The following is a 20,627-nucleotide window of genomic DNA, read 5'->3' on the forward strand; positions in this document are numbered from 1 at the left end:
TTATTCAAAAATTACAGAGCGCGTTTGCCGGCATGCGGATGGGTAAGAAATATTACGCCTTTTTTGGTTGGTTTCTGTGGAGTTGCGCAATCCTTAATGCCCAACAATCTCAAACTACGCGATCCGGAACGGATACGGTCCCTTCCGTCGAGCTTTCCCGTGTAGTTGTTACTCCAAGAGCAGGGGGAACTCCGTTTGTTGTTGGAGAAATCTTTATTGCCGGTAATAAAAGAACTAAACCATATATCGTTGCCAGGGAGTTGCCTTTCAAGACCGGTGACTCAGTTTATCTTCCCGACCTGGTGAAAGGATTTGAAATCGCCCGCCAGCAGTTGATGAATACCAGGTTATTCAACGAAGCAATAGTTGCATTGAAGTCGTTCCGGGGTAATACCGTTGACATTGTGATCCAGGTGAAAGAACGATGGTATATATTTCCTTTGCCGCATCTCAAACCGATCGATAGAAACCTTTCCGAATGGGCCAAACAGGGTTACGGCCTGGATCGCGTGAACTATGGTTTCAAATTTACCCACTATAACTTCACCGGTCGGAACGACAAGCTGCGCCTATGGCTGATTACCGGTTACAGCCGGCAAATCGAATTTCAATACGACCAGCCTTATGCCGACAAATCACTTAAGCACGGTTATAAGATCGGATTCCAGTATTCTAAAAACCAGGAAGTCAATTATAATACACTGGATAACCAACAACAATTTGTTGATACCCTGGCAAGGGGTATCCGCCGGTGGAAAGGCAGCGTTGAATATACCTATCGCCCGAAACTTAGAACCTTCCATGGCATAAGCCTTGGCCTTACCAATGAACTGGTCGATACCGGGATCGTTGTTTTAAATCCCAAATACTTCAATAACGGCAAAACAAGTGTTACCTATCCGGAATTAGCCTATTCCCTTAATTATTTTAATGTTGATTATATTCCATTTCCGTTGAAAGGCTGGCAGGGTGAATTCAGCTTCCTTAAGCGTGGTGTACAGAAAGAAATGAATATGTGGCAGGTTGCCGGCAAACTCAATATCAATAAAGAGATCGCCAGAAAAACCTATTTCGGTTGGTCCGGCCAGGGAGTCCTGAGATTTCCGTTCGATCAGCCTTATGTGAACCAGCGGATGTTTGGGTATAACGATTTCTATCTTCGCGGTCTAGAGAAATATGTGATAGACGGGGTCGCCGGCCTGTTATCGCGGCAGACATTAAGAAGGGAACTTTTCCGTTTCAGCATTCCCACCTACCTCAAGTCAAAGTCCCACGACCGTATTCCATTCCGGATTTATGCCAGGACATTTGGCGATGTAGGTTATAATTACAGCAAAAACACCTATACAAATACGTTAACCAACCGGATGCTTTATACTGCCGGTGCCGGGGTTGATATTGTAACTTTCTACGATTTCGTTCTCAGATTTGACTACAGCTTTAATCAATTGGGAGAAAACGGCCTATTTTTACACATCAAGGGTGATTTCTGATGTTGACAAGAACAATAATTACGAACAGATGAAGGTAGCAATTTATAGCAGGGTTATAGATCTTGATAATCATGTACAGGTGTTGCAGCTACTGGAAGAACTTGCAAAAGAGAGAATAGAACCAGTAATATATTATCCATTTTTTGAAGCGATCAGGGGATTCAATTTTCCTGCCGCCGTTTCGACATTTAACAGTCCTGACCAGCTCGACGACTCATTCGATTTTCTCATCAGCCTTGGTGGCGACGGTACCTTGCTCGATACAGTCATCCTTGTAAAAGATAAAAACATTCCGGTCATCGGTATCAACTTCGGCAGGCTTGGTTTTCTTGCAAGTATCGGCCGCGATGAATTACACAAAGCTGTACGGGCAATCGTAAACCGCACAATTGTTATTGATAAACGTTCACTTGTTCACCTGGACGCCAACCAGACGTTGTTTGACAACGTACCTTATGGCCTGAACGAGTTTGCTATCCATAAAACCGATACTTCGCCCATGATCAAGATACATACGTATCTGAATGGTGAATTTCTGAATACTTATTGGGCAGATGGTTTAATTGTTTCAACCCCTACAGGGTCCACCGGTTATTCATTGAGCTGTAACGGACCGATAGTGTTCCCTGATTCGGAAAGTTTCGTGATCACGCCCGTCGCGCCGCATAATCTGAATGTAAGACCGATCGTGGTGCCTGATGATAATATTATTTCGTTCGAAGTGGAAGGACGCACTGAGCAATTCATAGTTGCCCTTGATTCGAGGCGGGAAATCGTTGACAAGCAAATACAGATAGCGGTTAGGAGAGAGAGCTTTACAATGAGCCTGGTGAGACTTAATGAAAATAATTTCCTGCAAACCCTGAGAAACAAGCTTTCCTGGGGTCTCGACACAAGAAATTAATTTTTAAATGAAAGAAAAAGAGAAATCCTGCGTTATCCATTGTAGCTGTCGATTATAGTTAATATATTGGACCCTTCTCAGTACCCCTTTAAAATTGCTAGTCCCACATTCCCCTGAAAACCGTTGTTTCAAAGACTAAACAATTTTTATACTGAATATATGAAGAAGCTGTTTTTTGTTGTTCTCCTGTCTATTGCTGTAAATTTCGCTGATGCACAGTATGAGAGTATAGTCCAGCAGGGGGAAATCGGTCTTTCGCTTGGAGCGGGCCATTACTTCGGGGATCTTAACACCCAGGCCCGTATCAACCGTCCAAAACTGGCGGTAGGCGCTTTTTTCCGCAAACAATTCGGGAATTATGTAGGTATGAGGGTGAGCGCCCACTACACCCAACTCGGTTATTCTGATGTATATACCACCGATAACGATTACCAGCGCCGCCGGAACCTGAGCTTTAATTCAAATGTATTCGAACTCGCGGTGCAGGGCGATTTCAATTTCTTCAAGTTTTTACCCGGGGATCCTTATCATAGCTTCACTCCATATGTAACCATTGGCGCAGGTGTTTTCAGTTACGATCCATACGCATACCTGAATAAACAAAAGATCTATCTGCGTTCGCTGGCAACAGAGGGACAGGGCCTGGCAGATTATCCCGACCGCAAGCCTTATAATACCATGGCTTTTGCTTTTCCACTGGGAGTGGGCGTAAAATATGCGATTAATGACAGGATTAATATTGGAGCTGAAATAACCCATCGCTTTACCACTACCGATTATCTCGATGATGTAAGTACCACTTATGTTGGTGCAGACCGGTTTCCATTACTTCCGGATGGTACGCCATCCCAGGCAAGATTACTCCAGGACAGATCATATGAAACCGGTGAGATCATCGGTATCGAGGGTCGCCAGAGAGGATTCTCCAAGCAAAAGGATCAATATATGATCGCCGAAGTTTTTGTGTCATTTAACATCACATCTTATCGTTGTCCTACGGCGAACTAAAAAACCTTGACCCACCTAATATTTTTGTACCTTCGTGCACTTCAAAAAAAGAGGTATGCAGAGCCTGAAGGAACAAATTAATATGGAGCGACTTCCGCGGCATATTGCTATCATTATGGATGGCAATGGCAGGTGGGCGCAGGAAAAAGGACAGGACCGCCTGTACGGTCATTTTCATGGCGTTGAAAGCGTACGTGACATTGTCGAAGGTGCCGCTGAACTTGGCATCGAATACCTTACACTATATGCATTCTCCACGGAGAACTGGGATCGCCCCGAATATGAGGTTATCGGTTTGATGGAACTGCTCGCAGAAACCATTCGCAAAGAGACGGAAACACTCAACAAAAACAATATCCGGCTGCATGTGATAGGCGACACTAAGATGTTACCTGAATATGCGCGGAAACAATTGGAAGAATCACTGGAAATTACCAGCAAAAACACCGGGCTTAACCTGATCATGGCGCTCAGTTACAGCAGTCGCTGGGAACTGGTACAGGCGGTGAAAAATATTGCTGAAGACGTAAAAGCCGGCAAACTTGATCCGGCGGTGATTTCCCAGGATACTTTGCAACAATACCTCACTACGAGCCATCTGCCCGATCCGGAATTAATGATCAGGACCAGTGGTGAATATCGTATCAGCAATTTCCTGCTTTACCAGCTCGCTTATGCGGAACTGTATTTCACCCAGGTCCGCTGGCCCGATTTCAGGAAAGAAAATTTATATGAAGCAATTCTGGATTACCAAAAAAGGGAAAGACGCTTTGGTAAAACCGGCGACCAGATCAACAATGAAATCGCCATGACGTGATCAGCACTACTCTCTCTGTTCTCCCGCCCGTAACGTTATTTTTTAAGGATTGTTCCTGCAAACTGCGCCGGGAGCCATCTTTAACATATCATTTTTAATAAATCCTTTTAATTTGCTCAACTCAAATATAACCGGAATGCTGCGGAAGTTTACTCAGATTTTTTTTATCACCATATCAATCCTGCCCTTATCGAAGGCAGTCCGCGCACAGGTTACAGATTCGGTTCGCACCCCGGTTACGGATTCAGCACGCACACCGGTCACAGATACGGTGCCGAATTCTATTGATCCCCGCCTGCTTGAAATAACTGAATCAAGACAACCGAAAGAATATATTATAGGTGGTATAAAAGTGACCGGTACCAAAAGGTACGATGAGCAGCTCCTGACTTCAATTTCCGGAATTAATGTTGGGGATCGTGTGACCATACCCGGTGGAGATAATTTCAGCAAGGCTATAAATAATCTTTGGAACCAACGCCTGTTCTCGAATGTCCAGATCTTTTTTACAAAACTTGAAGGACAAAATCTGTTTATAGAAATTAATGTCCTTGAGCGTCCCGCATTATCGAAGTATTTTCTGAAAGGCAGTGTGAAGAAATCTGAAATAGATGAGATTCGTCCGAAAACCGGGCTGGTCCCCGGTCGTGTGGTTACAGAGAATGTAAAGTTGAACGCCACGGAAGCAATTCAAAAGTTTTATACAGAGAAAGGATTTCAGAGTGCTAAGGTAACTATCGAAGAAGTTCCCGATCCTGCACTTCCGAACTCTATCATATTAAATTTTATAGTTCAGAAAGGTAACAAGGTCCGAATCGGCGACGTGAATTTTTATGGTAACGAAGCAGTCAGCGAAGGAAGACTGAAAAAGCAAATGAAGGGCACGAAGGAAATGTCACGTTTGTCGCTTCATCCCATTCAGCAGGCTAGCCCTTATGGTGAGAACTCAACGCCAAGTTTCCGGGAATATCTAGCTGATGCAGGTCCCTTATCCATCTCAAAAACGAAAGAAGTACTCGACCCTTATTTCAGATTTAAGTTATTCTCATCTGCAAAGTTCAATGAGAAAAAATATGAGGAAGACAAGCAGAAAGTGCTGAGTTATTATAACTCCCTTGGTTTCCGTGATGCAATGATCGATAAGGATACCCAGTATTTCAATAATAAAGGAAATCTTTTTGTTGATGTGAAAGTAGCAGAAGGACGTAAATACTATTTTGGAAATATTACCTGGAAGGGAAATACAAAATACGGCGACTCAATCCTTACCCTCATTCTCGGAATTCAGAAAGGAGATATATATAATCTTGCAACTTTAAACAAGAAGCTTGGAACGGAGATGACCGCAGAAGGTGGAGACATCAACAGTCTTTACCAGGATGATGGTTATCTCTTCTCAAGGATCTCCCCCGTTGAAACTGCAGTGTATAATGATACTATTGACTTTGAGATCCGGATAGTAGAGGGACCACAGGCTGTTTATAAAAACATAACCATATCAGGTAATGAAAAAACAAAAGAGCATGTTGTCCGACGTGAACTAAGGACCTTGCCCGGTGAAAAATACAGCAGGCAGGAGTTGATCCGTACAAATCGTGAGATAGCCCAACTTGGATTTTTTAACCAGGAAAAGATCGGCATCAATCCTGTGCCGAACCCCGAAGATGGAACCGTTGACATTAACTATACTGTCGAGGAAAAATCTTCCGACCAGTTGGAACTGTCGGCAGGTTGGGGTGGTGGTATCGGTCTGACCGGTACTCTTGGTGTTTCATTCAACAACTTCAGTATCAAAAATATTTTCAGGAAGTCGGCCTGGGATCCGTTACCAACAGGTGATGGTCAGAAGTTAAGTCTGCGTATTCAAAGTAATGGTCGCGCCTACCAGAGTTATAACTTTTCGTTTACGGAGCCATGGCTTGGTGGCAAAAAGAAGAACTCTCTTACCGTTGCCTTGTATAAAAGCTTGTTCCGCACAGGTGGTTACAGTCCCGGCACAAACCGTTATGTATTTAGCGACAGCAATAGTCTCAAAAACTTTGGTGCGTCCATTTCTCTTGGTAAGCAACTGAAATGGCCGGATGACTATTTCTCTCTTGTATATACACTGGCCTATACCAGGTATAACCTTAATAATTACCCGATATTTTCGGCAGACTTTCAAAATGGAACATCAAACAACGTGAGTTTGAAGATTGCCATCGGTCGTAACTCTGCCGGTCCGAATCCTATCTTTCCAACGAGCGGATCAAACTTCCTGTTGAGCGGCCAGTTCACTCCGCCATATTCAAGTTTCAACAAAAACATTACACCTCAGACCAGCTTTGAGTCTCCGGAGTTCCATAAATGGAGATTTAATGCGGAGTGGTATATACCAATCGGACGCGCATTTGGAGCAGAACGTACCAACCAGTTTGTGTTGAAAATTGCGGCCAAATATGGCTTCATGGGAAGATATAATAAGAACATAGACTTTTCACCGTTCGAGCGTTTCCAGGTTGGAGATGCGGGACTTGCTAACGGGAACTTTATACTTGGTTACGACATCATTGCTCACAGGGGATATCCTGTTTATGAAACTTCGAATCCAAAGATCAACCCTGATCAGCAGAACGCGAGCCAGTTCTTTACCATGTTCAATAAGTATACTATGGAGTTAAGATATCCGTTCACCACCAATCCAAGTTCGACCATATATGGAACTGTTTGGTTTGAGGCTGCAAACGGATGGTATGATTATAAATCTTACAATCCTTTCCGTCTCCGCAGAAGTGCAGGCGTTGGCGCCAGGTTCTTCCTCCCGATGTTCGGTTTGCTCGGATTTGACTACGGTGTAGGTTTCGACAGATTGAATTCCCGGAACAGTTTCAAAGATGCAACCCGCTTTACGTTCATGTTAGGATTCGAACCTGAATAATCAATCAACTTCAACCTTCTTCGAAACTGAAAATTTAGATAACATCAACTTCATTTCTTACCGGGACCCATTATGTAAAAAAGTGGATTTACATTATCTTCAGCCCGGATCATACAGCAGATCAGTATAAGTAACAGAAAAATCAACGGTAAAAAACAAGTGTATGAAAAAGTTAGCCATCTTCACCGCCCTTATTCTTTCGCTCAGTTTCGTGCAGGCTCAGCGGTATGGAATTGTTGACACAAAGTATATATTAGAAAAAATTCCCGATTATAAAGAAGCGCAAAAAAAGCTGGAACAGTTTAGCGGCCAATGGCAAAAAGAGATTGATGACAGGCAGGTGGTGCTTGATAAAATGTACAAGGACTTTGACGCTGAGCAGGTTATGTTGAGCGATGAGCTGAAGAAACGGAGAGAGGATGAATTGTTTGTGCGTGAGAAGGAAGTCCGCGACCTCCAGCGCAAGCGATTCGGCTTCGAAGGGGATCTCTTCAAAAAGCGCCAGGAATTAGTGAAACCTATACAGGATAAGGTTTATAGCGCGATACAGAAAATTGCGGTCAACCGTCAATTTGATTTTATTTTAGATAAAAGTGAAGGAATTACTGTTATCTTTGCCGACCCAAAATTGGATAGGAGCGAAGACGTGTTGAAAGAACTGGGTGTTAAATAAATCCAAAGAGGAGTTGCTAAATACAACCTGCGGGTAGTTTTTCGCTACTTATATATTAATTCGAATTTTAAAACTAAAACAACATCGCATCGGTTTATCTCTGCGACCTTAAAAAAAAGACCAATGAAAAAGTTTCTAACTGCCGGAATGTTTGCTATTGTTTTGATGGCAGCTAACCAGGTAACTGCTCAATCAAAAAACGGGTATATCAGCACCCAGGAACTTATTAGCGTCATGCCGGAAGCTGCAAAAGCTGATACAACCGTCAGACAATTACAGGAAGCACTTGTTCAGAACCTCAGAGATAAGGAAGCGAATCTGCAGGCAAGTGTTGATAAATTCTATAAAGATTCTGCTACCCTCCAGCCTGCTGTTAAAGAGGTTAAGCGTACAGAATTACAGAAGTTGTACCAGGACCTTGCTGGTGAAGAACAGAGGATTCAACAGCAGTTACAGGAAAGACAACAAGGCCTGATGGGTCCTATTTATAAAAAAGCAATGGATGCTATCCAGGCGGTTGCAAAAGAGAACGGGTATACTTATATCTTCGAAAGAGAAAGTGTACTGGTTGCACCTCCTTCTGATAACGTTTTGGGCCTTGTAGCAAAGAAACTGAACATTAAGCTGCCTCCTAACGCTTCAAGCAATGCAGCTCCTGCTCAACAACCTCCTGCAGGACCGGCTACGCCACCAACAAAAGATCCTAAAGCAAAGAATTAATAAAAATTCCAGTTACAATAGTATAAGCCGCTCCGCAATGGAGCGGCTTTTTTTGAGTGCGTATATGCTTGTGTTATCCGTGTATTACTGTGTGACCAGCGATGAACCCTTTATTTAAATAAATCCTTTACTATAGTGAGTGAATTTTCGGATACCTGGAAGGGTTTGAACATAGATGGTATCAATTGGGAAGGTGAAATGTTCAATTTTTGAATTTATGTTTGCAACTATGGATGCTCCTATTGGCATTTTTGATTCGGGTTATGGTGGGCTGACTGTTATGAAAGAGATCGTGCAAAAGTTGCCGGCTTACGACTATTTGTATCTTGGTGACAATGCACGGGCTCCGTATGGTCCCCGCTCTTTTGAAACCGTATATAATTATACCCTTGAATGCGTTAGATGGTTTTTCAGTCAAAATTGTCCACTGGTAATTCTTGCGTGTAACACCGCGTCCGCCAAGGCGCTGAGAACTATCCAGCAAAAAGACCTGGCCGCAATGGGACAAGAAAAACGGGTTTTAGGAGTGATCCGGCCCACCACTGAAACCATTGGAAGTTACACCCAAAGCGGGCATATCGGGATCCTTGCAACCACGGGTACGGTGACGTCCCGTTCTTACCTGATAGAGATCGATAAGTTCTACCCCGGCATCGAAGTCACACAGGAGGCCTGCCCAATATGGGTTCCCCTTATCGAGAATAATGAACACGAATCAGAAGGGGCGGCTTTTTTTATCAGGAGACATGTTTCAAACCTTATGGGTAAGGATCCGGCCATTGACACGATCCTCCTGGCCTGCACCCATTATCCGCTGATCCAGCAACAAATCAGGGATCTTGTTCCTTCTTCAGTAATGGTACTGGGGCAGGGAGAAATTGTAGCTGCTAAGCTGGCGGATTATCTGGACCGCCATCCCAGGATGGCAGATAAAATCAGCCGCGCAGGTAGCCGGCGGTTTTACACCACGGATTCTACTGAAGATTTTGACAGGCATGCATCCCAGTTTTATGGTGAACCGCTTCGGTCAATGCATCTTTCAATGCACTAGGATAGTCAAACTTATCTTTCCGGGGATCATATTAAAATTCCGGTGTTTCCCAATTATTTAAGCGCGTTTACGTTTATGTTATTCCGAGACGATTTTTCGACATATTTTTTAGTAACACATTCTTAAACAACATAATACTCAACCCTAACCTAACAAACTGAACATGTCAAACTTTTTGAAAACGTGCATGGCCCTTACAGCTATGATTTTGCTGGCAGCCTGTGGAAAAGAAATGAGCGTGGATACCCTTGGCAGTACCGGGAATACGAACACCAGTGCCGCCCGCTTAAAGATGTCGATCAATGGGAAAGCCTGGCTGGCAGACAGGGTTGCAGCCGCAACAATTACAGACGACATGATTGCTGTGTATGGCATCAGTTACGATAAGAAAAGTTTTATTATCAGCCTGGACGGCACTTCAACCGGAGAATATACGCTGGATCAGCGTTCATTCCACCTGGCAGCATGGACAGACAGCACTGAAACGAACCACGAAGCATACACCACCAATCAGAGTGCAGACCAGGCTAAAGCCGGTGGTAAAGTTTATGTAACGAAAATTGATACAGTCAAGAAACTGATCTCAGGTACTTTTGAACTCAAATTGTTCCGGCAGTTAGACAATGGTGAAAAAACTGTTCTTGAGGGGGTATTTGAGAATATTCCGTATGGTTCTACCCCTACTACCGTGGGAGGAGGAACCGGTGGCTCCGGCGGACCGATACAGGTTGGCAATACGCTACAGGCCACTATTGATGGCGCGGTGTACAAACCAGCAGATGTGAGCGGATTTTTATTTCAGGGTAACATCCTGGTAAATGGCGCGCAGACCGACGGTTCAAGAGCGCTTGGATTACAATTTCCGGCTAATATTACGCCTGGTACCTACAACTTCGATTTTGTCGGCGGTTATGTTGGACTTTATAACCAAAGCACCACGGTTTCATTTCTGGCGAGTTCTGGAAAACTAACCATATTGGAACATGACCCGGCCAACAAAAAAGTGAAGGGCTCTTTTAATTTTATCGGGGAAGTGTTGCAAAGCGGGGCCACTAAACCAATTACAAACGGATCATTCTCCATAAGTTATCAATAGCCTGAAAAAAAGCTAAAAACCTGTTGGTTCACATACTCAAATTTTAGTACCTTTGCCGTCCCTTTCACGGCAGATACGGGATGGTGCCCGTGCTGTAGTTTGAAATGATGCCTGTTTCTCCACAGGCAATGTTCCAGAAACGGGTTAGTAATTATTAAAAAGTAAACAATGAAACGTACATTCCAGCCACACAGGCGCCGCCGTAAAAGTGTTCACGGTTTTCGTAAACGTATGCAAACAGCCAATGGCCGTAAAGTACTTGCAAGCCGTAGAGCAAAGGGTCGTAAGAAGCTTAGTGTCTCCGATGAAAGTCGCTTAAAGTAATCTCGCAAGCTATCGCAACCGCACAATATTCAGCCCCTCAAAATTTGTGGGGCTTTTTTATTTAAATTCCCTGCAATCAAATCGAGCGAGACACTAGGAAGAACCGAAAGGCTTAAGAGCCGCAAGATCATTGAACTGCTGTTCAAAGAGGGGAAGTCTGTTGCTGTTCACCCAATCAGGATCACGTATACGAAGATGGAGAACCAGGAGTTTATCCTACAGGCTGGATTTAGCGTAAGCAGCAGGAATTTCAAAAAAGCGGTGGATCGTAACCGGGTCAAAAGACTATTGAGAGAAAGTTACCGGAAACAAAAAAGCACCTTCCTTGAAATGATGAATAAGGAAGGCGCTCCACTCTCAATGGCGATTTTTATTATCTATACCGGTAAAGAACTTCCGGCATATGAATTTGTTTATGAAAAGATGACCCTTGCCCTCAAAAAACTTGCGGATCAGTCAGCTTAGCCGGTCGTGCTGAAAAACTAATTTTACGGATGAAATCACTAATGCAGATCCTCAGTTACCCGTTTATTGCACTGATAAAAATTTATCAGTGGCTGATATCCCCGTTGCTGGGTCCGCAATGCCGGTTCACTCCTACCTGTTCAAACTACGCATTACAGGCCTTTCAGAAATATGGGTTGTTTAAAGGCTTCTTGCTGGCGCTTAAAAGAATATCGCGCTGCCATCCCTGGGGTGGCCACGGAGAGGATCCTGTGCCCTGATTCCGACTGTACTATTAGCTGAAACCATTGCACATCTTGATACCGGGCCGAGTAGTTCCGGTTATTTCGCTGAATCTGTTGGATTCATTACCGGCCTGATCTTCTGGATAATTTCGTTTACTTCTTTGTTAGTATAGAACTTGTAGATCTCATGGTCTTTGCCACCTTCAAAAGTTGTTGGCATTTTCAGGTATGGTCCTATCACTTGTGCCTGGGTGTTAGTACTGACCTTTGCGACCTGTCCAGGCGGAAGGAAGAAATTCCTGTTTGCAGCATTCACATTTGATCCCACCATAAGTTGATTCAGACTATCAACCCTTGTGCGTAAAACATCCTGTGTGATCTTTGTTTCACCAGATCCTTCTACCACCCGCTGATAACTTCCGACCAATGTATCTTTTTTCAGATTTAATACATACAATCCTGATTCAGGTACCGCAATTTCTTTAACACCCTCAAATCCGTTCACAGTAATTTTATCTGCAGTTACCTTGAGTCTCTCTTCATTGTGACGGCTGCCGGGTTCTATGGTAACGCTGTTCTCGCCAAGCGTTAATTTTCCGCTTCCCATGATAAGTACCTCTTTGCTCTCACCTGAACATGCCACCAGGAACATAAATAAAGCAGCGGTTGCAAACGTTGTAAGCTGTTTCATGTAATAAATATAAAAGTTTAACAAAGAGCCCCCACACTGAGTGGGGGCCACAATAACATATGAAAATATTCAAATTTATTTGGAAGCTTTTTCGAAATGCTCATTAACTTTTTTCCAGTTAACGACATTCCAGAAAGCAGCAAGATATTCTGGCCTCCTGTTTTGATATTTCAGGTAATATGCATGTTCCCAGACATCAACACCCAGTACCGGTGTTCCTTTAACTTCTGCAACGTCCATCAGGGGATTATCCTGGTTTGGAGTAGACGTTACTTCCAGTTTGCCATCCTTTACAATCAACCAGGCCCAACCGGATCCAAAACGGGTTGTGCCTGCAGCATTCAGTTTTTCCTTGAAAGCATCAAATGAACCGAAAGCGCTGTTGATGGCTTCAGCAATTTTTCCTGATGGTGCACCACCCGCACCTGGTGAAAGAATCTCCCAGAAAAAGCTGTGGTTCCAATGCCCGCCTCCGTTATTACGAACTGCCGGGCTGATTGAGCCTGCGGAGGCAACCAGTTCTTCAATAGATTTATTTTCATTGGGTGTGCCTGCAACCGCTTTGTTCAGATTATCGACATAAGCCTGGTGATGTTTACCATGGTGGATCTGCATGGTCTGACTATCTATATGAGGTTCAAGTGCATCTGGCGCGTAAGGAAGCGCGGGAAGTGTAAAAGCCATAATACTGATATTAATTATTAATGATAAAATGCCTGTTGTAATACGGTCACTTGTGATATAACAAATTTATACTTGTTCAGTTGATCCACAAACAGAAAGATTTGTGTTGCACCCGGAACCGACTACTTATGAAGCATTTACAATCAAAAACATAGCCATAAACTCAAACCCAATTTTTTGAGGTCAGACAAGGATTTTATAGCTAAATTACCCGACGAAAAATATTGTTTCATTAAATTTTTTAAGGATCCATCATGAGCAAAAGTGCTAATAACGGCAACTCACGCCGGAATTTTATCCAAAAGGTTAGCAAAAGTGTTGCCGCTGCTACCATTATTCCATCATTTGCCAATGCCACGGAAGAACAGAGACATGTAGAATGGATGAAACGCGAACGTTATACTGCGAATGATAATGTGCAGATAGCATTGATAGGTTGTGGTGGTATGGGAAACGCGGATGCTGAAACAGCAACAAGTATACCCGGAGTAAAGCTGGTTGCTGCCTGTGATCTTTATGACGGGAGAATAACTGAAGCAAAGAAAAAATATGGCAATGATATTTTTGTGACCAAAGATTACCGCGAGATTTTAACAAGGAAGGATATCGACGCGGTGATAGTTGCCACACCCGATCACTGGCACAAAGATATTTCCATAGCCGCCATGAACAATGGTAAAGCAGTTTATTGCGAGAAGCCAATGGTGCATGATATAACTGAGGGACCCGAAGTGATGGCCGCACAGGCAAAAAATAAAGTGGTGTTCCAGGTTGGGAGCCAGGGAATGAGTTCTCTCGGAAATGAAAAAGCAAAAGAGCTTCTTGAAGCAGGCGCAATAGGTAAACTGAATTATGCAGAAGGATTCTGGGCACGTAACACTCCCGGCGGTGCCTGGCAATATGATATGCCAGCTGATGGTAATACAACCACGGTAGACTGGAAACGCTTCCTTAATAAGTATCCGGATCGTCCCTTCGATCCAAAACGGTTTTTCAGATGGAGATGTTTCAAAGATTATGGTACCGGCGTGTCGGGCGATCTGTTTGTTCACCTCTTCTCAAGCTTGCATTCCATTGTCGGAACGACAGGGCCAACCAAGATCATGTCTACCGGTGGGTTAAGATATTGGAAAGATGGCCGCGAAGTACCGGATATCCTCCTGGGTATGTTTGATTATCCGGCCTCTGAAAAACACGGCGCATTTAATTTGTCGCTCCGGGTGAATTTTGTTGACGGGTCAGGTGGCAACAGTTCATTGCGCCTCGTAGGAAATGAAGGAACAATGGATGTTGAATGGGATAAGGTAACACTTACAACAAACAAATTCTGGCCGCCTGAAAATTATGCACAGTATTTCTCAGAAAGGCAGTATGAAAAAGATTATGACCGGAAAAAAATGAGTGCACCCGCTGTTACGGAGTTCCTGGTTGAGAAAGGTTATAAGGGAGCACATTATGATCATCATTATAATTGGATCCGCGCTATTCGTGGAGGCAAACCTGTAATCGAAGATGCAGTATTTGGTTACAGGGCCGCAGCGCCTGCCCTGCTCTGCAACGATAGTTATTACCAGGAGAAACCAATTAAATGGGATCCCAAAAATATGAAGTTGCTCAGCTAATACTTTCTGAACTCAAACAAATGCTATATGAATAAAAGAATGATCCAGGGGGTAATAGCAGTAGCTGCAATCACCACCATGTCGTTTATCACAACAGGCTCAACAAGCTGGCTGGCGGGCAAAGACAATACACTGTCTCCACAGGAAAAAAAGGATGGCTGGAAATTGTTGTTTGACGGTACCTCTACCAAAGGTTGGCGAACATACCAGAACAAACCTTCTGATGGATGGCAGGTTGCTAACGGCGAATTAAGTTGTAAGCTGGAAGGTGTAAAGAAAAGGGCCGATCTGATCACTACTGAGAAGTACGACAATTTTGAATTATCCATTGATTGGAAAGTTGCTCCGGGTGCTAACAGTGGCATCGTTTACAGGGCTACTGAGGCGCACAACGCTTCCTATGAATCGGCCCCGGAATATCAACTGATTGATGATAACGGTTATAAAGACAAACTTGAAGACTGGCAAAAAAGCGGGGCGGATTACAATATGCATCCACCTGCAAAACTTGCTGCGAAACCTGCGGGGCAATATAACACAACAAAGATCATCGTGAACAATGCCCATGTTGAACACTGGCTCAATGGTGAAAAAGTTGCTGACTTTGAACTGTGGACACCGGAGTGGGAAGCGCTGAAAGCTAAAAGCAAATTCAAGGACAAAGCAGATTGGGCCATGGCTAAATCGGGCCATATCGCGCTCCAGGACCATGGCGGTGGTCTCTGGTTTAAAAATATCAAAATAAAAAAATTATAGCCTACGGAAGCAATCAGATTACTGTTGCTCCTCTCAACGAAAAGGTCCCGCTACCAGGCGGGACCTTTTCGTTTGTGCTCAAACGTTATGTAGCCTGTGGGTGCAACTATTACTCATCAACCCAAAACTTACTCAACACTCATCAATGATCTGGTACCGGTCCTACCGTTTTGATCTGAAAAAGTCTTTCATGAGTTGTGCGCACTCCTCTTTCATAATGCCTTTATTAACTTCTGTTTTCGGATGAAATGGCCAGTTCTCCTGGGTAATTCTTTTATGTCCGTTTTTTTCGTCATCTGCACCCCACACAATCCGTGATATCTTGCTCCAGTAAAGAGCACCTGCACACATCAGGCATGGTTCAACAGTGATGTATATCGTGGCTTCAGGCAGGTATTTACTGCCCAGGAAGCTGAACGCTGAAGTCAACGCAATGATCTCTCCGTGAGCAGTCGGATCGCTGAGTTTTTCCACCTGGTTATGTCCGCGTGCAATGATTTGTCCGTTCATCACGATAACTGCACCAACAGGAACTTCACCCGAATCAAAAGCTTTGATCGCCTCACGGTAAGCGTGCTTCATAAAATGCTCGTCAGTCATAACAACGAATATGAGGCGAATCTAATGAATAGTTTCCTTCAGCAATTCCGATAAGCCTGAAGGCGATTGCTGAAATCGGCCACTTACTCTCAGATATCTGTCTTTCAAGATTATGAAACCTCGCAGGCGAGCTTAGCGGGCCGTTCAACGGTTACGGGTTTAGGCTTCCGGTATTTGTTCAGGTTAACCAGCAATACGCTCAGCAGGATGATCACAAGACCTGCTACCTGTAATATGGTTAACGATTCTCCAACGATCAGCACACCCAATAAAACGGCGACTATCGGGTTCACATAAGAATGTGTACTAACCTGCGTTGCGGGACGGACGCTTAACAACCATACATAAGAGCTATAGCCGATAAGTGAGCCAAATACTACCAGGTAGGCAAGTGAAAGCCATCCTGTTGTTGTAACAGCTGCAACTTCAAAGGTTTTTGTTTCTCCACTGGAAAAACTCAATACCGAGAAAAGCAATCCTGCACTAAGCATCTGCCAGGCTGTATTAACGGCGTTGGACTGGCCGCTTGTTTTATATTTTGAATACAACGATCCACCTGCCCATGAAATAGATCCGATTACCAGCGATGCTGTTGCTATGATCTGCAACATGCTTCCGGTACCGGAAAGCGCTTCAGTAACATTGTTGCTGAACAGGACAATCACACCTATAAATCCAATCAATAATCCTGTTATGATATTCCTGCTTTTAAGGTTTACACCCCAATTGGGTTTATCGAGCATAACAAACCAGATCGGGCCGGCAGAAACAAGGATAGCAGCTAATGAGCTGGCGAGATATTGTTCGGACCACACAACAGCACCATTCCCTATAAAGAGCATCAAAACCCCGCTTACTATCGCCGGCTTTATCTCCTGCCATTTAAACAATTGTTCCTTCTTATATATACACCATGTAAACATCATCATTGCGGCGATAATAAAACGGATAGCAGCCATGATGAAAGGCGGAAAATCCTCTATCGCCAGGCGAATGAAAAAGTAGGTTGAGCCCCATACGATGTAGACCACCCCAAAGGCCAGGATGACCATGAGTTTTGAAGGTGGAATTTTCGGAACAGTAGACATAAGATAAAATTTATGGTAATGGTGGTTTGGATATCATTATGGTGTTTTCTTCCTTCACGGTTTCCAACACTATCGTTGTTCTTGTTGAAACAATTCTGGGAATGCTGCTTAATCTTGTACGCATAATATTCATTAGCGCTGCGGAATCCGCAGTACGGATCTTGATCAGAAAGCAATCTTCACCCGCGATGTGGTGGACCTCCTGCACCTCAGGTATTTCAGCAATATATTTTGCAGTTTCAGTAGATCCCATTCCATCCGATGCTTTGATGAATATAAAAGCCAGAAGTTTTTGTTGCACCGCCGTTGGATCAATACGGGTGTGATAACCTTTGATTACTTCTTTTTGCTCCAGTTTTTTTACACGTTCAAGAACAGCTGAAGGTGCCATCTCCAGTTGACGGGCGAGCTCAACATTGGCAATCTTTGCATTGCATTGCATGATGTTAAGAATCTGCAGGTCGACACTATCGAGGGTGATGTCCATGAATTTGTTTTTACAAATGTAGAAAAAAACAGAATTAAATTCACATTTTGGACAGAATTAAGAATATTATTCTGAAATGAGCCTCAAATCAGCATATTATTCTTGTCTTGTTCTGGTCCTCCAATAATAATTTGACTTAACTTGTTGATTCACTTCTAAATGTAAAGAATGACCTCATCGCTTCCCCAGGTGATAATCGCATTGCTCGCTGGAATAGCCCTGATCATATTGTTAACAACCCGGTTTAAGGTGCATGCCTTTTTTGCCCTGGTGCTGGCAAGTTTTGTTGTCGGCCTGGGCGTTCAGATCCCTGCCTTACAGGTAGTTGGGCTGGTAAAGGAAGGCTTTGGAAATATCATGAAATCGTTGGGTCTGATCATAGTCATCGGCACAACCCTTGGCGTGTTACTGGAAAACACAGGAAGTACAAGGGTTATGGCCGGTTACATTCTCAAACGTGTCGGGGATAAACACGCTGCATGGGCGATGAGTATAACCGGCTTCGTGGTTGGACTGCCCATATTTTGCGATTCCGGCTATATTGTATTGAGTGGTCTCAATAAGTCGATAGCAGCGCGGACGGGGATCTCCATAGTGATCATGAGTGTTTCCCTTGCAACGGGTCTGTATTCGGTACATTGTCTTATTCCTCCACATCCCGGCGCGGCGGCAGCTGCCGGTACATTGTCAGTACCTTATGGTAGGTTGATCCTGGTAGGAACTGTGGTAGCCATACCTGCTATGATTGTTGGTCACTGGTGGGCGAGATACGCAGGCAAAAAGATCCCGTTTTTGCGACCGGCGGATGAAACTGAGACCGGAATTCAATCTGAGTTGCCATCACCTTTGAAAGCATTTCTGCCGGTAATTGTACCGATTTTGTTGATTGCCATGCATTCTTTTGTGGAAGGAAATGTGACTTTTACTCCGTGGCAACAGATGATCCTGATCTTAGGTGATCCGGTGCTGGCCTTGTCAATAGGAGTGTTGCTGGCACTGAATGCAGGTAAAAACTGGAAACGAAGCGCCTTAAGCAAGTTGCTCACAGATGCAGCCGAAAAGGCCGGGGGCATCCTTGTGATCATTGGTGCGGGCGGGGCTTTCGGCGCAGTGCTGGCCGCGACAAAGATCGGCGAACATTTCGGAAATGCCGTTGCTTTAGGAAGTCTTGGATTACTCTTCCCCTTTCTGCTGAGTTTTGTGTTGAAGACCGCCCAAGGGTCGTCAACGGTAGCCATCATTACTTCGGCATCGGTAGTATTGCCGTTGCTTCCTGCCCTGCAGCTTGACACCGAGAATGGCCGTCTGCTTACTGTGCTGGCAATGGGTGCCGGCTCTATGATGATCTCTCACGCAAACGATGCGTATTTCTGGGTCATTGCAAAATTCAGTGGCCTGGATATGAAAACCATGTTAAGAGTTTATTCCGTTGCTACGGTTTGGATGGGAATCATCAGTATCATGATGATTTATCTCGTGTCGATTTTTCTGTGAGATTGATCGGAAACCCGCAGATTATCGTTTATATATCTCAATTTGCATGTTGACGAACGCTTTTAATAATAACAAACAGAAACGCTGATGCCGGATAAGTCATTAACACCGCTTCGCGAATATTTTGATTCCGGTGCAACAAAATCAATAGACTTCCGCATCAGCCAATTGAAGATGTTGAAGCAACTGGTAATTAACAGTGAAGCTTTAATTGCCGCTGCGCTGGAGAAGGATCTGCATAAGAGCCAGGAAGAAGCCTATGCAACTGAGACGGGTTTGCTCCTGGCGGAAATCAACTATTTCTTATCGCATCTCCGGAAATGGGCCGCGCCCGTATCCGCAAAAACCACATTTGCCAACATACCTTCATCCAGTAAAATATATCGTGATCCGCTTGGTGTAGTGCTGATCATTGCACCCTGGAATTATCCATTTCAGCTGATTATGATTCCAATGGTGGGCGCGATTGCCGCAGGTAACTGTGTAGTGGTAAAACCCAGTGAGATGGCAGCTGCAACAGCGGATCTTATTGAACAAATGCTTACCGGAATTTTTCCTGAAAATTATGTCCGTGTTGTCAAAGGTCCGGGTGACGAGGTAATACCACCAATGCTGGATTCGTTCCGGTTCGATCATATATTTTATACAGGGAGTACTTTCGTAGGTCGGCAGATCTATAAAATGGCAGCAGACAAGCTGGTGCCTGTAACGCTTGAACTTGGTGGCAAAAGCCCCGCGGTGGTTGAACCGGATGCTGACCTTGATGTAACAGCCAGGCGAATTACTTTGGGCAAGTGGCTGAACGCGGGCCAAACCTGCATTGCACCTGATTACCTGCTTGTCCAGGAATCTGTGAAAGATAAGTTACTCGCAGCTATCATCAGATCCATTAAAGATTTCTATACGGGCAACCCTGCTGAAAGCCATGATTATGGAAGAATCATTAGTGAAGGCAGATTCAGAAAACTATTAAGTTATCTCGGTAATGGCCAGGTAATCCATGGAGGCGATCATGACATCGCCCAATTATATATCGGACCAACGATCCTCGATAAAGTAGATGTAGAAGGGGCAATTATGAAGGAAGAAATATTCGGTCCCATACTACCGGTTATTACATACAGGAACATGAAGGAGGCTATGGCGATTGTCACAAAAAATCCTGATCCGCTTGCATTTTACCTTTTTACGCGCGACCGGGAAGTTGTAAATGCCTGGATAAACAATACTTCATTTGGGGGTGGTTGTGTTAATAATACTGCGTATCATTTTGCAAACTATCATCTGCCTTTCGGCGGAGTAAGGGGTAGCGGTATGGGAAGCTATCATGGGAAATTCAGCTTCGAACTTTTCACTCGTCCGAAGTCAGTGATGAAGACACCCTTTTGGTTTGATCCAGCTATCAGGTACCCGACATTTAAAGGAAAGATTAAACTTCTTAAGAAGATCTTTAGGTAATTTTGATCCTGGGCCGTGTCGTTTGCGATACGGGCATTTAGTATAGTCAGATGAA

General features: G+C 44.1%; 21 protein-coding genes. 16 read left to right on the forward strand and 5 right to left on the reverse strand.

Annotated features, from left to right (window positions below; all coding sequences use genetic code 11):
• The first annotated feature begins 38 nt into the window (after positions 1–38).
• The 12 genes from ACX0G7_RS03485 (at position 39) to yidD (ending at position 11,728) form a co-directional block, all read left to right on the forward strand.
• Positions 39–1,493 carry a POTRA domain-containing protein gene (locus tag ACX0G7_RS03485; RefSeq protein ID WP_458922032.1) on the forward strand — a complete coding sequence of 485 codons (1,455 nt, stop codon included), beginning with the start codon at positions 39–41 and terminating at the stop codon, positions 1,491–1,493.
• A gap of 28 nt (positions 1,494–1,521) precedes the next feature.
• Complete coding sequence (locus tag ACX0G7_RS03490; RefSeq protein WP_458922033.1) at positions 1,522–2,397, forward strand: NAD kinase; 876 nt, start codon at positions 1,522–1,524, stop codon at positions 2,395–2,397.
• A gap of 159 nt (positions 2,398–2,556) precedes the next feature.
• A complete protein-coding gene (gene porG / locus ACX0G7_RS03495) occupies positions 2,557–3,405 on the forward strand; it encodes a type IX secretion system protein PorG (protein ID WP_458922034.1) in 849 nt (282 codons plus the stop codon).
• A gap of 34 nt (positions 3,406–3,439) precedes the next feature.
• Positions 3,440–4,222: an isoprenyl transferase gene (locus ACX0G7_RS03500; RefSeq protein ID WP_458922035.1), complete on the forward strand. Its 783-nt coding sequence runs from the start codon at positions 3,440–3,442 to the stop codon at positions 4,220–4,222.
• Between the two features lie 136 nt (positions 4,223–4,358).
• Positions 4,359–7,139: a BamA/OMP85 family outer membrane protein gene (locus tag ACX0G7_RS03505; protein WP_458922036.1), complete on the forward strand. Its 2,781-nt coding sequence runs from the start codon at positions 4,359–4,361 to the stop codon at positions 7,137–7,139.
• A 163-nt stretch (positions 7,140–7,302) separates the two neighbouring features.
• The gene (locus tag ACX0G7_RS03510; protein WP_458922037.1) at positions 7,303–7,812 is read left to right on the forward strand and encodes an OmpH/Skp family outer membrane protein; all 510 of its coding nucleotides are present in this window, start codon (positions 7,303–7,305) and stop codon (positions 7,810–7,812) included.
• A 123-nt stretch (positions 7,813–7,935) separates the two neighbouring features.
• Entirely contained in the window at positions 7,936–8,532 is a 597-nt protein-coding gene (locus tag ACX0G7_RS03515) for an OmpH/Skp family outer membrane protein (RefSeq protein ID WP_458922038.1), read from the forward strand.
• A gap of 217 nt (positions 8,533–8,749) precedes the next feature.
• Entirely contained in the window at positions 8,750–9,583 is an 834-nt protein-coding gene (gene murI, locus ACX0G7_RS03520) for a glutamate racemase (RefSeq protein WP_458922039.1), read from the forward strand.
• A gap of 187 nt (positions 9,584–9,770) precedes the next feature.
• A complete protein-coding gene (locus tag ACX0G7_RS03525; protein WP_458922040.1) occupies positions 9,771–10,679 on the forward strand; it encodes a DUF6252 domain-containing protein in 909 nt (302 codons plus the stop codon).
• Positions 10,680–10,847: 168 nt separating this feature from the next.
• Positions 10,848–11,003 (forward strand): 50S ribosomal protein L34, encoded by a 156-nt coding sequence (gene rpmH, locus ACX0G7_RS03530; RefSeq protein ID WP_458922041.1) that lies wholly within the window; start codon positions 10,848–10,850, stop codon positions 11,001–11,003.
• 75 nt (positions 11,004–11,078) lie between these two features.
• On the forward strand, positions 11,079–11,468 hold the full coding sequence (gene rnpA, locus ACX0G7_RS03535; protein WP_458922228.1) for a ribonuclease P protein component: 390 nt from the start codon (positions 11,079–11,081) through the stop codon (positions 11,466–11,468).
• A 29-nt stretch (positions 11,469–11,497) separates the two neighbouring features.
• Positions 11,498–11,728: a membrane protein insertion efficiency factor YidD gene (gene yidD, locus ACX0G7_RS03540; RefSeq protein ID WP_458922042.1), complete on the forward strand. Its 231-nt coding sequence runs from the start codon at positions 11,498–11,500 to the stop codon at positions 11,726–11,728.
• A gap of 61 nt (positions 11,729–11,789) precedes the next feature.
• Here yidD and ACX0G7_RS03545 read toward each other — a convergent pair whose 3' ends face one another.
• Positions 11,790–12,383: a hypothetical protein gene (locus ACX0G7_RS03545; RefSeq protein ID WP_458922043.1), complete on the reverse strand. Its 594-nt coding sequence runs from the start codon at positions 12,381–12,383 to the stop codon at positions 11,790–11,792.
• 75 nt (positions 12,384–12,458) lie between these two features.
• Positions 12,459–13,067 (reverse strand): superoxide dismutase, encoded by a 609-nt coding sequence (locus ACX0G7_RS03550; RefSeq protein ID WP_458922044.1) that lies wholly within the window; start codon positions 13,065–13,067, stop codon positions 12,459–12,461.
• 254 nt (positions 13,068–13,321) lie between these two features.
• On the opposite strand from ACX0G7_RS03550, the gene ACX0G7_RS03555 reads away from it, so the two are divergent.
• Both ACX0G7_RS03555 and ACX0G7_RS03560 read left to right on the forward strand, forming a co-directional pair.
• A complete protein-coding gene (locus ACX0G7_RS03555; RefSeq protein ID WP_458922045.1) occupies positions 13,322–14,689 on the forward strand; it encodes a Gfo/Idh/MocA family protein in 1,368 nt (455 codons plus the stop codon).
• Between the two features lie 27 nt (positions 14,690–14,716).
• Entirely contained in the window at positions 14,717–15,445 is a 729-nt protein-coding gene (locus ACX0G7_RS03560; RefSeq protein WP_458922046.1) for a 3-keto-disaccharide hydrolase, read from the forward strand.
• A 162-nt stretch (positions 15,446–15,607) separates the two neighbouring features.
• Here the strand turns inward: ACX0G7_RS03560 and ACX0G7_RS03565 are convergent, their stop codons facing one another.
• The 3 genes from ACX0G7_RS03565 to ACX0G7_RS03575 form a co-directional block, all read right to left on the reverse strand.
• Positions 15,608–16,045 carry a nucleoside deaminase gene (locus ACX0G7_RS03565; protein WP_458922047.1) on the reverse strand — a complete coding sequence of 146 codons (438 nt, stop codon included), beginning with the start codon at positions 16,043–16,045 and terminating at the stop codon, positions 15,608–15,610.
• A gap of 110 nt (positions 16,046–16,155) precedes the next feature.
• Positions 16,156–17,133, reverse strand: coding sequence for an EamA family transporter (locus ACX0G7_RS03570; RefSeq protein ID WP_458922048.1), 978 nt, complete (start codon positions 17,131–17,133; stop codon positions 16,156–16,158).
• A gap of 10 nt (positions 17,134–17,143) precedes the next feature.
• Positions 17,144–17,620 (reverse strand): Lrp/AsnC family transcriptional regulator, encoded by a 477-nt coding sequence (locus tag ACX0G7_RS03575; protein WP_458922049.1) that lies wholly within the window; start codon positions 17,618–17,620, stop codon positions 17,144–17,146.
• Positions 17,621–17,788: 168 nt separating this feature from the next.
• On the opposite strand from ACX0G7_RS03575, the gene ACX0G7_RS03580 reads away from it, so the two are divergent.
• Together ACX0G7_RS03580 and ACX0G7_RS03585 are read left to right on the forward strand one after the other, a co-directional pair.
• Positions 17,789–19,114 carry a GntP family permease gene (locus ACX0G7_RS03580; protein WP_458922050.1) on the forward strand — a complete coding sequence of 442 codons (1,326 nt, stop codon included), beginning with the start codon at positions 17,789–17,791 and terminating at the stop codon, positions 19,112–19,114.
• Between the two features lie 87 nt (positions 19,115–19,201).
• Complete coding sequence (locus ACX0G7_RS03585) at positions 19,202–20,572, forward strand: aldehyde dehydrogenase family protein (protein ID WP_458922051.1); 1,371 nt, start codon at positions 19,202–19,204, stop codon at positions 20,570–20,572.
• Positions 20,573–20,627: the final 55 nt, after the last annotated feature.

This window comes from Flavitalea antarctica, assembly GCF_054461535.1.